Below are 14,563 nucleotides of genomic sequence, written 5' to 3' on the forward strand. Positions count from 1 at the left end.
AGGATTCTTCGGAACCGCGCCGAAAGCCCCGCAGACCTGACGGTGGAACCGCCCGCACCGCCGCCCACGTGCTGAAACGGCCGTCTCATCATATGGAAAGCGCCGGTCAGGGCACCCCTGCTCGGTAGACTGACGCGGACCGCAGCCCCCTTTCCCCCGGGGGTACGGGGGCCTGACGCCCCCGGAAAACGACACTAGTCGAGGAGCGCACGTGGGCCTTGTCGTGCAGAAGTACGGCGGCTCATCCGTTGCGGATGCCGAAGGCATCAAGCGCGTTGCCCGCCGAATCGTTGACGCCAAGAAGGCCGGCCATGAGGTCGTCGTCGTGGTGTCCGCAATGGGCGACACGACGGACGAGCTCATCGAACTCGCGGAGCAGGTGTCACCGATTCCTGCCGGCCGTGAGTTCGACATGCTGCTGACCGCTGGAGAGCGCATCTCCATGGCGCTGCTGGCCATGGCGATCAAATCCCTGGGACACGAGGCCCAGTCCTTCACGGGCAGCCAGGCCGGCGTCATCACGGACTCCGTCCACAACAAGGCCCGCATCATCGACGTGACGCCGGGTCGCATCCGCACCGCCCTGGACGAGGGCAACATCGCGATCGTGGCCGGCTTCCAGGGTGTGTCCCAGAGCAGCAAGGACATCACCACGCTGGGCCGGGGCGGCTCGGACACCACCGCCGTCGCGCTGGCCGCCGCGCTCAAGGCCGAGGTCTGCGAGATCTACACCGACGTGGACGGCGTGTTCACCGCCGATCCGCGGGTGGTGAAGAAGGCGCGCAAGATCGACTGGATCGCGTACGAGGACATGCTGGAGCTGGCCTCGTCCGGTTCCAAGGTGCTGCTCGACCGCTGCGTGGAGTACGCGCGCCGCTACAACATCCCGATTCACGTACGCTCGTCCTTCTCGGGTCTTCCCGGGACGATCGTCAGCAACGACAATCCGAACAAGCCCGAAGGGGGCGAGATGGAGCAGGCCATCATCTCCGGGGTCGCCCACGACACCTCCGAGGCCAAGGTCACGGTCGTCGGCGTGCCCGACAAGCCGGGCGAGGCGGCGCGCATCTTCCGTGCCATCGCCGACGCCGAGGTCAACATCGACATGGTGGTGCAGAACGTCTCCGCCGCGTCCACCGGCCTGACCGACATCTCCTTCACCCTGCCGAAGGCCGAGGGCCAGAAGGCCATCGACGCGCTCGGCCGGGTCAAGGAGGGCATCGGCTACGAGTCGCTGCGCTACGACGACGCGATCGGCAAGATCTCGCTGGTCGGCGCCGGCATGCGCTCCAACCCGGGCGTCACCGCCGCGTTCTTCGAGGCGCTGTCCGCCGCGGGCGTCAACATCGAGCTGATCTCCACCTCGGAGATCCGGATCTCGGTGGTCACCCGCGCCGACGACGTGCCGGAGGCGGTCCGCGCCGTGCACAGCGCCTTCGGGCTGGACAGCGAGAGCGACGAGGCCGTCGTCTACGGCGGCACCGGGCGATGATCCGGGAGCCGGGCGGGGGCACCGGGCGATGACCCGGCGCCCGAACCTCGCCGTCGTCGGCGCCACCGGCGCGGTCGGCGAGGTGCTGCTCGGCCTGCTCTCGCTCCGTCAGGACGTCTGGGGCGAGGTCCGACTCGTCGCCTCCCCGCGCTCGGCCGGCCGTACGCCGGTGGTGCGCGGGGAGCCGGTCGCGGTGGTCCCGCTGACCGAGGAGGCCTTCGCCGGGATCGACGTCGCGGTGTTCGCCGTCCCCGACCAGGTCGCCGCCCAGTGGACGCCGATCGCGGCGGCCAAGGGCGTCGTGGTGGTCGACGACTCGGCCGTCTTCCGCACCGCCGGGGACGTCCCGCTGGTCGTCCCCGAGGTCAACGCGGCCGCGCTGCGGATCCGTCCGCGCGGCATCGTGGCCAGCCCGGCCGGCCCCACCCTCGCGCTGGTCGCGGCGGTCGGCGCGCTGCATGCCGAGTACGGGCTGGAGCAGTTGGTGGTCGCCACCTACCAGGCCGCCAGCGGCGAGGGCCGGGCCGGTGTGGCGGCGCTGCGCGAGCAGACCGCCCTGGTGGCCGGCACCGAGGTCGGCCGGCAGACCGGCGACCTGCGCGCGGTGATCGCCGACGAGGGCCCGTTCGCCGCCCCGCTCGCCCTCAACGCCGTGCCCTGGACCGGTGGTCTGCGCGAGGGCGGCTGGTCCGCCCAGGAGCTCGGCCTGCGCGACGAGGCCCGCAAGGTGCTCGGCCTGCCCGCCCTGAAGGTCTCCGCGACCTGCGTGCGGATCCCGGTGGTCCGGACCCACGCGCTGGCCGTGCACGCCCGCTTCGAACGCGAGGTCAGCCAGGAGCACGCCCAGGACATCCTGCGCGAGACGCCCGGCGTGGTCCTCTACGACGACCCGGCGGCCGGGGAGTTCCCCACCCCGAACGACGTGGTCGGCACCGACCCGGTCTGGGTCGGGCGGGTGCGCCGGGCGCTGGACGAGCCGGACGCGCTCGACCTCTTCCTCTGCGGCGACAACCTGCGCAAGGGGGCCGCGCTCAACCTGCTGCAGATCGCCGAACTGGTGGCCGGTGAGCTGACGGTGGGGCAGGAACGCGGCGCCGAGGGGCCGGAGTAGAGCGTCGGTGGGCCGGAGCAGGGCGCTGGTGGGCCGGAGCAGGGCGGGGTCGGAGAGTCCTTTGTGCCCCTTGTTGTCCGGACCTGTGTCCGCTCCTCGACACAATCTGTCCGGAATCCCGTGGGAATCCCCTGGAGGCCTCTTCCGCCGATGCGGAAGAATGGCCCCCGGGCTGGGCAACCATGACAGGGGATCGAGTGTCCAACGGGCGTGGCGAACGTGATGGTGGGGGCAAGGGCGGGCATCCCGGCGAGGGCCGTGGTGACCTTCCCGTCGCGCACCCCGTGGTCTTCGAGTAGGCCGGAAGAAGACCAGATGACCGCGGCCGCACCCGGTGCGGCGGACTCCGGCGCGGGTACCGACGCGGGTACCAGCGAGGACCTGCTCACCGAGACCTACCAGGCGCACTACCGCTCGCTGCTGCGCCTCGCCGCGCTGCTCCTGGACGACCTCTCCACCTGTGAGGACGTCGTGCAGGAGGCCTTCATCCGGGTGCACGCGGCCCGGCGCCGGGTGCGCGAGCCCGAGAAGACCCTCGCCTACCTGCGGCAGACCGTGGTCAACCTGTCCCGCTCCACGCTGCGCCGCCGGATCCTCGGCCTGCGACTGCTGCCGAAGCCGATGCCTGACATGGCCAGTGCAGAAGAAGGTGCCTACGATGCCTTGGAGCGCGACCAGCTGAAGGCCGCGCTGAAGGGTCTGCAACGCCGTCAGCGGGAGGTTCTGGTGCTGCGTTACTTCGTGGACATGACGGAGGCGCAGGTCGCCGAGACCCTGGGCATCTCGCTCGGTTCGGTGAAGGCGTACGGCTCGCGCGGACTCGCCGCCCTCCGGGTCCAGATGGAGGCCGGACATGGCTGACGGCGCCCGGCAGCTGCCCGGGGACGACGACGTCCCGGGCCTCTCCACCGAGGAACGGGCGCTGCGCGAGCTGATGCGGCACGCGGTGGACGGGATCCAGCCCGGGGTCGGCGCCCTGCCCCGGATCCGGCAGGCCGTACCCCGGCGGCGGGCCGCCCGGCGCGGGGCCTGGACCGGTGCGGCGGCGCTGGCACTGGCGGTCGCGGTCGTCCTGCCCGTCCTGCACGAGAGCGACCACCTCGGACTCTCCGGCGGCCCCGGCTCGGCGCAGGCCGACGGCGCCACCCTGGCGGCCCCCAGCGGCGCCGCCGTCGGCGGTGGCGCCACCGGCCCGGGCCCGCACCCCGGTGCCGGCAGCGGTGGCACCGCCAGCCCGACCGGCTCCGGCAGCGCCTCGCCGAGCCCCGGCGCGGACGCCAGCCGCCCCGGCACCGCCACCCCCACCGGCGCCCCCGGCACCGGGGACGGCGGGATCGTCCCGCTGTGCACCCGGTCGGACCTCGGCCAGGGCACCGCCCAGGTCGGCGCGGCGGACGCCCAGGGCCGGATCTACGGCTCCTTCACGGTCTACAACGTCTCCGGGCACAGCTGCCGGGTCGGCGGACCGGGCGCGGTGTCCGTCACCGGTGTCGTCGGCACCGACCGCAGCCGGGTCCGCACCGCCGACCACGCGCCCGGCGACCCGGCGACCGGTCTGCCCGCGATGGACGCCGAGCCGCCGGTGCTCGCCCCGCAGGCCGGCTACAAGGTGCCCTTCGCCTGGATCCCGGACCAGGGCTGCGGCACCTCCGGCGGCGCCACCGGCGCACCGACCAACGGGGTCAACCAGGCCTCGCTGACCACCCAGGCCCCGCCGATCGGCTCCTCGGGCGCCGGCCCGGCCGCCGGCGGATCGTCGGCGGCGCCGAGCGCCAACCCGCCGGCCAGCGCCTCGCCGACGGCCGAGCCCAGCACGGCACCGAGCCCGACCGCCACCCCGAGCGGCAACCCCACCGCCGCCGCGCCGACCGCCACCATCGCCCACACCCCGGCCCCGGGCAGCCCGGCGGCCGCGACGGCCGCGCTGCCGGTCGCGTGCGGGGGAACGCTCTACCGGGGCGGGGTGCAGCAGGCCGGCGGGGCGCCGACCCAGCCCTCGGGGACGCCCGCGGCGGGCTGAGGACCCCGCGGATCCCGCGCTGCGGCGGACCCTGTGGTCCGGGACGGTGTGAGGAGTGGTTACCGTGGGGGGTGTGTACCGGTTCCTCCTGACTCCGCGCTGGCTGGGCGGCACCGCCCTGGCCGTGGCGGCCGTGGCGGTCTGCCTCTGGCTGGGCTCCTGGCAGCTCGGCCGGTTCGAGGACCGCGTCTCCACCCATCAGGAGACCAAGCAGTCGCTCGCCGCTTCGAGTGAAGCCCGGCCGATCGACGCGCTGCTCGGCCCGGCCACCCCCCAGGTGAGCACGGAGACCGTCGGCAAGCCCGTCACGGTGACCGGCAGCTATGACACCGAGCACCAACTCCTCGTCCCCAACCGGGTGCTGGACGGCAAGCAGGGCTACTACGTGCTCACCCCGCTGCGCACCGCCGACGGACACGCCGTCGCCGTGGTGCGGGGCTGGGTGCCCGGGAACCCCGCCGCCGCCGGGGCCGGAGCGCTGCCCGGCGGACCGGTGCCCTCCGGGCCGGTGACGGTGACCGGACGGCTGCAGGCCAACGAGTCGGTGGGCAGCAACGGCGCGGTCGCGGGCGGCCTGCCCGCCGGACAGCTCGGCATGATCAACCGGGCCTCGCTGCTGAACGTGCTGGAGTACGACGGCTGGTACGACGGCTGGGTGGCCGCCGACCAGGTGCCCGCCGGGCTGACCGAGGTCCCGACCGTGCAGCCGGAGGGCGGGGACGGGCTCACCCTGCGGGCGTTCCAGAACCTGGGCTACACCCTGGAGTGGTTCGTCTTCGCGGGCTTCGTGATCTTCATGTGGTTCCGCCTGGTGCGCCGGGAGGCGGAGGCGGAGCAGGACCGGGCCCTCGGGCTGGACCCGGTCCTGGACTGACCGGCTGGTCGGCTCAGTCGCTCAGCCAGCCGCTTCGGTGTTCCCGTTCCCGTTTCCGTCCGGAACGCCGAGGTGCCGCCGGACGAAGTCGATCTCCAGCCGCAGCTGCTTGATCCGCTCCTCCACCACCAGCGAGCCGTGCCCGGCGTCGAAGCGGTACACCTCGTGCGGCTTGTCGAGCTGCTCCAGCCGCTCGACGTAGTTGTCGATCTGCCGGATCGGGCAGCGCGGGTCGTTCACCCCGGCGCTGATGTACACCGGCACCCGCACCTGCTCGACGTAGGTCAACGGCGAGGAGGCGGTGAAGCGCTCCGGCACCTCCTCCGGGGTGCCGCCGAAGAGCGTGCGGTCCAGCGACTTCAGCGCCTCCATCTCGTCGGCGTACGCGGTGTGGTAGTCCGCGACCGGCACGGCGGCGACGCCCAGCGACCAGCTCCCGGGCTGCACGCCCAGGCCGAGCAGGGTCAGGTAGCCGCCCCAGCTGCCGCCGGTGAGCACCAGCCGCGCCGGGTCGGCCAGGCCGCTGGAGACCGCCCACTCCCGGACGGCCGCGATGTCCTCCAGCTCGATCAGGCCGACCCGCTCGTGCAGCGCGTCGGTCCAGGCCTGGCCGTAGCCGGTCGAGCCGCGGTAGTTGACCCGGACCACCGCGAAGCCGTGGTCCAGCCAGGCGGCCGGACCGGCCGCGAACGAGTCGCTGTCGTGGTGGGTCGGGCCGCCGTGGACCTCGAAGACGGTCGGGTACGGGCCGGGGCCGGCCGTCGACGGGCGCTGCACCAGGGCGTGCACCCGCCCGCCGGGCCCGTCCACCCAGACGTCCTCGACCGGTACGGAGCCGGGCGGCACCGGGCCGGGCGCCCGCAGCACGACCTCGCCTGCGGTGGAGCGGACGGCGGACGGCTCGGCGGCCGAGGACCACAGGTACTCGACGGTGCCGTCCGGTCGGGCGGTGGCGCCGCCGACCGTGCCGCGCGGGGTCTCCAGACGGGTCAGCCGGCCGTCCGCGAGGGAGTACGTGAACAGCTCGCTGCGCGCCTCGTACTCGTGCTCGACCAGCAGGGCCCCGGCGCCCGGGCGCCACTGCGCGGAGACGTCGCCGGGCAGCTCGCGGCCCTGCTCGTCGCGCAGCGGGAGGGCGGTCTCGGCGCCGGTGGCGACGTCCCAGATCATCGGCTCCCAGCGGCCGGTGCGCTGGTGCGCGACCAGCAGGCGGGTGTCGCCCTCGACCGGGGCGAAGCCCAGGCAGGCGACGCCGCGCGGCTCGTCCCGGCCGGTGACCTCGTCCAGTTCGGCGACGGTCTCGACGGCGTCACCGGTCAGCCGGACCACGCGGATCGCCGAGTGCATCGCGTCGCCGTGCTCGGTGTGGTCGATGGCGAGCAGGGTGGCGTCGTGGCTGAGGTCGCCGACGCCGCCGTACTCCTCGTGCCGGTAGATCTCGACCGGTTCGGCCGCGCCCGGGCGGCGCAGGTGCAGGGTGGTGCCGTCCTCGTCGGTGGACCGGCCGACGACCACCGTGCCGTCCCGGCCCAGGGCCAGGCCCGCCGAGTAGGAGGCGGCGAGGCCGGGCACGGCCTCCTCGTCCGGGCCGCCCGCGAAGGGCTGGCGGCGCCAGACCCCGAACTCGTCGCCGTCCTGGTCGTCGAACCACCAGACCCAGGCGCCGTCCGGGGACAGCTCGGCGTCGGTGGTGCCGTTCGGGCGGTCGGTGACCCGGCGGTGGGCGCCGGTGGTCCGGTCCCAGGCGTAGACCTCGTAGGTGCCGGTCGAGTTGGACACGTACAGCGCCCGGTCGGGGGCGTCCTCGGCCCAGTCGGGCAGCGACACCCGGGCCGCCCTGAACCGCTGCTCCCACGCCGGTACGGCGCTCTTCTCCTCGCTCATCCGACCATCCAACCCGATCGGGGGGAGGGAACGGAACGGACCGGTCGGGGTTCACCCCCGCCGGTCCTTCGCTGTGGCGGTGTCCGCGAGCCGCCGTGCGGTGGCGTTCGCGAGTCGCGCCGCGGTGTTCACGAGTCGCCCGCGGTGTTCACGAACGGCGCGGCAGCAGCCGGACCAGTCCCACCAGCACCAGCTCCAGTACCGCCAGCGCCGTCACGCTGCGGCCGAAGGCGGCGGTCGGTTCGGCGGCGCCGTAGTAGACCAGGCCGATCAGCGCGATCCCGACCGCGCCGCCGACCTGCTGCACCGTGGCCACCACCCCGGCGGCCGCCCCGGCCAGCTCCGGCTCGACGGCGGCCAGGGCGACGGTGGTGACCGGGGCCATCACCAGGCCCATGCCCAGACCGTCGACGAACAGCCCGGGCGCCAGCCACCAGACGCTGCCGTCCGCCGTGAGGTGGGCGGTGAGCGCGAGCAGGCCCAGCCCGAGGGCCATCAGCAGGCCGCCGACGGTGATCGTGCGGGGCTCGCCGAGGCGGGCGGTGATCCGGTGGGTGGCGTTCGAGGTGAGCAGGTAGCCCAGGCCGATCGCGGTGAACACCAGCCCGGCGCCGAGCGCGTCCAGCCCGCGGCCCAGCTGCAGGTGCAGGGCGAGCACCAGGAAGAAGGAGGCCTGGCCGAGCCAGAAGACCAGCTGGGCGAGCAGTCCGGTGCGGAAGGCGCGGCTGCGGAACAGCCGGGTGTCGACCAGCGGCATGCCGGTCCGGGTGGTGCGGTGCTGGTGGACGGCGAAGGCGGTGAGCAGGACGGCCGAGCCGGCGAGGCAGAGCACCGTCCACAGCGGCCAGTCGAGGCCCGGGCCCTGGATCAGCGGCAGCACCAGGGCGGTCAGCGCGAGCGTCACCAGCAGGACCCCGACCGGGTCCAGCCCCGGCCGCTGCGGGGCGCGCGACTCGGGCAGGCAGCGGCGGACGGCGGCCAGCGCGGCCAGACCGATCGGCAGGTTGATCAGGAAGCAGCTGCGCCAGCCGAGGCCGAGGAGGTCCGCGCGGATCAGCAGCCCGCCGATCAGCTGGCCGAACACCGCGCCCACACCCATGGTCAGCCCGTACCGGGCGAAGGCCCGGGCCTGGGCGGCGCCGGCGAACGCGGTCCGCAGGATCGCCAGCACCTGCGGGCCCATCAGCGCGGCCGCCAGGCCCTGCACGACCCGGGCGCCGACCAGCGCGCCGGCGGTCGGGGCGAGGCCGCAGCCCGCCGATGCGAGGGTGAACAGGGCCAGGCCGAGCGCGAACACCCGGCGGCGGCCGTACCGGTCGCCGAGCCGGCCGGCCGTGACCAGCCCGACCGCGAGGGCCAGGCCGAACCCGGCCATCACCCACTGGACCACCGCCGGGCCCGCGCCCAGATCGGCCTGGACGGAGGGGACGGCGACGTTGACGACGAAGGTGTCGAGGGCGGTCATGAAGGTGGCGGTCAGGACGACCGGCAGCAGGCCCCTGGGGGCGGCCGAGGCGGCCTGGGCGGCTTGTTCGGCCTGGTCGGTCTGTCTGGCCTGGTCGGCCGCGGCGGGGCGGCGGGTGTCCAGCGCGGTGCTCATCTCGGGCTCTCCTCCGGGGGTGCGGGGGTGCGGGGCGCCGCACCCCCGCAGCGGCGCCCCCGTCTCGTTCCGTCCCGTACTGCTCTGGTCCGCTCCGTACGGGCTCAGGCGCCCGGCACGCGGTCCAGGAACCCGTGCACGGTGCCGATCCGCCCCTCCGGGGTGGCCGCCAGCACGTCGAAGCCGATCACCACCGGCTCGGCGCCGGCCGGGCCGAGGTTCCAGGTGAACCGGGCGATGTCGTGGTGGGCGTCCACCGGCCCGAGGGTGAACTCCAGCCCCGGGAACTGGGCCTGGGCCGCACCGATCAGCGCGTCGATCGCGTCCCGGCCGACGACGGCGGCCAGCGGGTCGGTGTAGCGGCCGTCCTCCGCCCACACCTCGTCGATCAGCTTGCGGCGGGCGGCCGGGTCGGTCTCGTTCCACACCGCGAGGTAGCGCTCGGCGAGCTGCTGGAGGGTGGCGGCGGTGATCTCAGTCATGGTCATCTCCCGTGTTCCGGTGGGCGGTTGGCGGGCCGTTCCCGCTGCTCACAAAGGTAGGGACGGGCGTCCGCAGGCGAATCCGTCACGGATCGGCATGGGGGTACGTAGGTATCGGCCGGGCCTGCTTGGGCATCCGTCCGGCCCGCGTGGCCGTGTGAGCCGTGTGAGCCGTGTGGGCCATTGGGCCGGAGCGCCGGTGGCCGGCTCGATAGGGTCGGGGCATGCTGTACGGGAGGGAACACGAACAGGTCGCCGTGGACGCCTTGTTGGCGCGGGCGCGGGACGGACACAGCGGCGCACTGCTGCTCCGGGGCGAGGCGGGGATCGGCAAGACCGCCCTGCTGGACGACGCCGTCGCCCGGGCCGGGGAGGCGTTCCGGGTGGTCCGGGCGGCCGGTGTCGAGTACGAGGCCGAACTGCCCTTCGCCGGGCTCAGCCTGCTGCTGGCGCCCGCCCTGGACCGGCTGGACGTCCTGCCCGGTCCGCAACGCCGGGCCCTGGAGCAGGCGTTCGGGCTCGGCGACGCTCCGCCCCGGGCGCCGCAGCCGTCCGGCACGTCCACCGACCGACTCCTGGTCGGCCTCGCCACCCTCGGACTGCTCGCCGAACTCGCCACCGACCGGCCGCTGTTGTGCGTACTCGATGACGTGCAGTGGCTGGATCGGGCCTCCCTGGACGCCGTGCTGCTGGCCGCCCGGCGGCTCCAGGCCGAGGGCGTGGCCCTGCTGCTGGCCGCCCGCACCGAGCCCGGCGCTCCCGCCGAACGCCGACTCGGCCTGCCCGAACTGCGGGTGACCGGCCTGGCGGAGGCCGACGCCACCCTGCTGCTCACCGAACGGGCCGGCCCCGACCTGCCCGCCGCCGTCCGGGACCGGCTGCTCGCCGAAGCCGCCGGCAACCCCCTCGCGCTGACCGAACTCCCGGTCACCACCGGCCCGCAGGCGAACACGGCGGGGGGCCTGCCGCTCACCAGCCGGCTGCTGATCGCCTTCCACGGCCAGGTCACCGGCCTGCCCCCGGCCACCCAGACCCTGCTCCTGGTCGCCGCCGCCGAGGAGAGCGGCGACCTGGACGTCCTGCTGCCCGCCGCGGCCGCGCTCGGCGTCGGCGCCGAACACCTCACCCCCGCCGAGGAGTCGGGCCTGGTCACGGTGACCGCGGACCGCCGGATCGCCTTCCGCCACCCGCTGCTGCGCTCCGCACTCCTCCAGCGCGCCCCGCACCACCAGCGGCTGACGGTCCACCGGGCCATCGCCGCGGCCCTGCCCGAGGGCGACCGCCGCACCTGGCACCTCGCCCTCGCCGCCACCGCCCCCGACGCCGAGCTCGCCGACGCGCTGGAGCGCACCGCCGTCCGCACCGGACACCGGGGCGGTCACGGCGGCGCGGCCGCGTACGAACGCGCCGCCCGGCTCACCCCCGACCGCGACGGGGCCACCCGCCGCCTCGTCCTGGCCGCCGAAGCCGCCACCGAGGAAGGCGAGTTGGCGCGCGCCGAGGCCCTCGCCGACGAGGCCGGGGCTCGTACCGACAGCGTCCTCGCACACGCCCTGCTGGACCACGTCCGGGCCGTCGCCCACTTCTGGCGCGGCTCCTACCCGGCCGCCTATCGCCTGTTGCTCGACGCCGCCCTCGCCCTCGCCGCGGAGCAGGCGACCGCAGAGCAGACCGCCGCGGAGCAGACCGCCGCCGAGCAGACCACCGCACCCGACCCGGCCGAGGCCGTCGATCCCGCACACGCCACCCGGATGCTGCTGCAGGCCTTCCACGCCGCCTGGTACGCGGGGGAGGAGCCGGTGGCCGACGTCCTGGACCGGCTCGCCGCCCTCCAGCTGCCCGCCGACGACCCCGTCGCCCCGCTCGCCCGCTACCTGCCCGCCGCCGTCCTCCCGGCCCTCGGCCGACCCGTCGCCGCGCCGCCCCCGGCTCGGGAGGCCGTCGAGGCGGCCCGCCGGGCGGGCGCCGAGAGCCCCGCCGACCTGGTCCAACTCTGCGGCGCCACACTCGTCCTCGGCCGCGACGAGGAGACCCTCGACCTCGGCGGCGAACTCGTCGCCGAGGCCCGCGCCAAGGGCACCCTCGGGGTGATGCCCACCCTGCAGTTCTTCCTCGCCGAGGCCGAGCTCTTCCACGGCCGCCACGCCGACGCCGAACTCACCGCCACCGAGGCCCTCGTCCTCGCCCAGGACACCGGCCAGCACCAGTGGGTCAGCCAACTCAGCGCCCTGCTCGCCTACCTGGCCGCCCTCGACGGCCGCACCGAACGCTGCACCGAACTGGCCACCACCGCCCTCGCCACCACCGGCCCGCAGACCGCGGCCCCCGCCGCCGGCCGCCCCTGGGCCCACTGGGCGCTCGCCCTGCTCGACCTCGGCCAGGGCCGCGCCGCCGGCACCGCCGACCGCCTGCTCACCCTCACCACCGGTCCGCACCGCCACCACGTCAGCGCCACCCGGGCCGTCCCCGACCTGGTCGAGGCCGTCGTCCGCCTCGGCGCCCCGGACCGCGCCGCCGAACCCTACGAGCGCTTCGCCCGCTGGACCGCCGCCGCCGACCGCCCCTGGGCCGAGGCGCTACGCCTGCGCTGCCAGGCCCTGCTCGGCCCCGACGAACTCGCCGAACCCGCCTACCTCGCGGCCCTCGACCTGCACGCCACCACCGACCGCCCCTTCGAACACGCCCGCACCGCCCTCCTCTACGGCGAATGGCTCCGCCGCACCCGCCGCCGCACCGACGCCCGCCCCCACCTCACCGCGGCCCTGGAAACCTTCGACCGTCTCGCCGCCCACCCCTGGTCCACCCGCGCCCGCACCGAACTCTCCGCCACCGGCACCCCCGCCACCCCCCTCTCACCCCCGTCCGCCACTTCCCCCCTCACCCCTCAAGAACTCCAGATCACCCGCCTCGCCGCCCAGGGCCTCACCAACCGCGACATCGCCGCCCAACTCTTTCTCAGCCCCCGCACCGTCGCCCACCACCTCTACAAGGCCTACCCCAAACTCGGCATCACCTCCCGCACCGCCCTCCCCACCACCCTCTAACCAGCGCGGCCCGCCCCGGGGCCCTGCCGAACCCTCGGCGGGACCCCGGTTCCGGGCTCCTCCCAAGAGAGCCCGGAAAAGCAGTCAGGGCCGATGTCCCTTGCGAGACACCGGCCCTGAGCTGGTGTCACTGCATCGAGGTGGCGGGATCTGAGCCCACGGCCGCTTCGCCCCGGAGCAACCCGGGCACCCGTCCGACCTTGGCGCGCAGTGCCGCTGACCTGCCCAAAAGGTCCGCGAGCGTTCGCGGTCGTCCGCCGAAGTGCGCACTCGTTGTAGCGCAGCTAGACACTCACGCCGTACGTTCTCTCGGTGCCGTTGATGAGGGCGCCCATATACGGGTCGCTAGGACCTCAGGTGGGGCCGATGGGTGGGTCAGCGCCACTCCAGGGGGACGTCGACGTAGCCGAGGGAAGTCGCGGCCTCGTCAGGAGTGATCTGCTGGGGCTGGGCGCCAGGGGTCAGGTCGGTAATGAATGCGGTCTCCTGCTTTCCCTCGACGGAACGGAACAGGAGCTTCTTGCCGTCGGCGGAGACGACCTTCGGGAGGTTCTTCCGGTCGGTGGCCGGGAGTAGGACGGGGCCGGCGGCGTCCTTTGCGTTCTCGTAGTCGTTGGGGTGCATCCGGTCGACGTCGAGGGTCCACAGGTTGTTCTTGTACGGCGGCTTCACGTCTCCCAGCGTGGCGGGGGCGCAGAGCAGGGTGTGGTTGTCGACCCACCCGGACGGCCGGCATTCCATGTCCTTGATCTTGCCTGCGGAACCGTTCGCCTTCAGGGCGCCGTTCGCGGTCACAGTCACCACGTTCTGGCCTTCGCCGTCGACGTAGCCGACCGCGCGTTTTCCGTCCGGACTGAAGTACACGCTCCCTCCCGTCACGCCGTGCATCGGGATGCCGCCGAGCGACAGGTCGAGGTCTCCGAATCCGGCGCTCGGTCCCGACCACTGCTCCGTCAATCGGTGGTCGGTGGACAGGTCACGGCTGGCGATGTGGTCCTGCCCGTTCGGGTCGCGGTACGTGAACCAGACACTCCCGCTGTCGGGGGCGAAGAGGGCGTCCTTCTCCTTGGGTAGGCTGGTGAAGCCGGAGGGTGTACCGGTGAGATCGGTGAAGTGGCCGGTGAGATCGACGTAGCCGACGTGGCTCGCGCCGGTCTTGTCGTCGGCAGTAACGATCGCGAGCCGGCTGAAGTCGTGGTCGAAGAGCTGCCGGATGCGCGGACCGAAGGCGGAGTCGGAGGACTCCTCCCCGCTGCTCCCGGGATTCGGGAAGTTCCCCGCACACAACTCCTGAAGGGCGCTCAGCCTGTCCCCCTGTCGTGAGCCGACCACCGCCGCAGTGGGCAGGGTGAATTCGACCGAGGCCACCGTTTTCCAGCTGCTGGGGTCGAATCCGTGCACCCAGACCTTCGCCGGCCGGGAGGCGGGCACCGTGCAGCCCGCACTGATCACGAGGTCGTGGTCACGGAAGGTCGCGTTCGTGGCGGTCGGCGGCGCCTGCGGTGAAGCCTGGGTAGAGGCTGCGCCGGGGCTTCCCGAGGTGCTGGCGGACTGCTGCCCGGAACTTCCACAGCCAGTGGCCAGCGGAAGCAGCAGGGCAGCCGCTGCCACGAGCCGCCGCCTGCTCCGTCCGTTCCCCATCACGACCATCGAGACCCCCATCGTTCTGTGACCACACGTCAGAAGCTGACGGCAAAGACGGTCAAAGGATCTCAGACTCCAGTGCGGCCGTGTCGTTGATCGCCTGAGGAAGCGGAGGCGAGATCGTGAGCACGCCATCTTGGTTGCTTGCTGTTGGAGACCCGGAACACGCGTAGGGGACCGCCGGGGACGGAGGGCCCCTACGCGTGTTCCGGCGGGGACGGCGGTTGAACGGCTCGCCTCCCGGCGCAGCCGTCCCGCGGCGGTCAGCCCGCCCCCGCCGATCCACGGACCGCCCGTTCAGCATCCTCGGACTACCGAAAGGCTGGCGGAGGGCATAGCAGCGGAGTACAGCAACCGCCGCAACAGGCACCGACCTTCCCCACACTCCACGGGCCGGCTGACCACTCAGCAG

At 73.9% G+C, this 14,563-nt stretch carries 10 protein-coding genes; 6 read left to right on the top strand and 4 right to left on the bottom strand.

The window, feature by feature from the left end; all coding sequences use genetic code 11:
- The first annotated feature begins 211 nt into the window (after nt 1–211).
- The 5 genes from ACIP4P_RS40895 to ACIP4P_RS40915 all read left to right on the top strand — a co-directional run bounded on the left by ACIP4P_RS40895 (nt 212) and on the right by ACIP4P_RS40915 (nt 5,497).
- Complete coding sequence (locus ACIP4P_RS40895) at nt 212–1,492, top strand: aspartate kinase (protein WP_400928254.1); 1,281 nt, start codon at nt 212–214, stop codon at nt 1,490–1,492.
- A gap of 28 nt (nt 1,493–1,520) precedes the next feature.
- Nucleotides 1,521–2,603 carry an aspartate-semialdehyde dehydrogenase gene (locus tag ACIP4P_RS40900; RefSeq protein ID WP_400928257.1) on the top strand — a complete coding sequence of 361 codons (1,083 nt, stop codon included), beginning with the start codon at nt 1,521–1,523 and terminating at the stop codon, nt 2,601–2,603.
- 315 nt (nt 2,604–2,918) lie between these two features.
- A complete protein-coding gene (locus tag ACIP4P_RS40905; RefSeq protein ID WP_350506293.1) occupies nt 2,919–3,464 on the top strand; it encodes a SigE family RNA polymerase sigma factor in 546 nt (181 codons plus the stop codon).
- Entirely contained in the window at nt 3,457–4,623 is a 1,167-nt protein-coding gene (locus tag ACIP4P_RS40910) for a hypothetical protein (RefSeq protein ID WP_400928262.1), read from the top strand. Before ACIP4P_RS40905 ends, ACIP4P_RS40910 begins: the two co-directional genes overlap by 8 nt.
- 73 nt (nt 4,624–4,696) lie before the next feature.
- On the top strand, nt 4,697–5,497 hold the full coding sequence (locus tag ACIP4P_RS40915; protein WP_400928265.1) for an SURF1 family protein: 801 nt from the start codon (nt 4,697–4,699) through the stop codon (nt 5,495–5,497).
- A 21-nt stretch (nt 5,498–5,518) separates the two neighbouring features.
- On the opposite strand, the gene ACIP4P_RS40920 is transcribed toward ACIP4P_RS40915, so the two are convergent.
- The 3 genes from ACIP4P_RS40920 to ACIP4P_RS40930 form a co-directional block, all read right to left on the bottom strand.
- Entirely contained in the window at nt 5,519–7,381 is a 1,863-nt protein-coding gene (locus ACIP4P_RS40920; RefSeq protein ID WP_400928268.1) for a S9 family peptidase, read from the bottom strand.
- Nucleotides 7,382–7,529: 148 nt separating this feature from the next.
- Nucleotides 7,530–8,981 (bottom strand): DHA2 family efflux MFS transporter permease subunit, encoded by a 1,452-nt coding sequence (locus ACIP4P_RS40925; protein ID WP_400928271.1) that lies wholly within the window; start codon nt 8,979–8,981, stop codon nt 7,530–7,532.
- Nucleotides 8,982–9,085: 104 nt separating this feature from the next.
- Entirely contained in the window at nt 9,086–9,463 is a 378-nt protein-coding gene (locus tag ACIP4P_RS40930; protein WP_270145989.1) for a nuclear transport factor 2 family protein, read from the bottom strand.
- Between the two features lie 224 nt (nt 9,464–9,687).
- On the opposite strand from ACIP4P_RS40930, the gene ACIP4P_RS40935 reads away from it, so the two are divergent.
- Nucleotides 9,688–12,507 carry a helix-turn-helix transcriptional regulator gene (locus tag ACIP4P_RS40935; RefSeq protein WP_400928275.1) on the top strand — a complete coding sequence of 940 codons (2,820 nt, stop codon included), beginning with the start codon at nt 9,688–9,690 and terminating at the stop codon, nt 12,505–12,507.
- Between the two features lie 375 nt (nt 12,508–12,882).
- Here ACIP4P_RS40935 and ACIP4P_RS40940 read toward each other — a convergent pair whose 3' ends face one another.
- Nucleotides 12,883–14,118 (bottom strand): hypothetical protein, encoded by a 1,236-nt coding sequence (locus ACIP4P_RS40940; RefSeq protein ID WP_400928278.1) that lies wholly within the window; start codon nt 14,116–14,118, stop codon nt 12,883–12,885.
- Nucleotides 14,119–14,563 lie beyond the last annotated feature (445 nt).

The organism is Kitasatospora sp. NPDC089509 (assembly GCF_044749365.1).
GTDB lineage: Bacteria > Actinomycetota > Actinomycetes > Streptomycetales > Streptomycetaceae > Kitasatospora.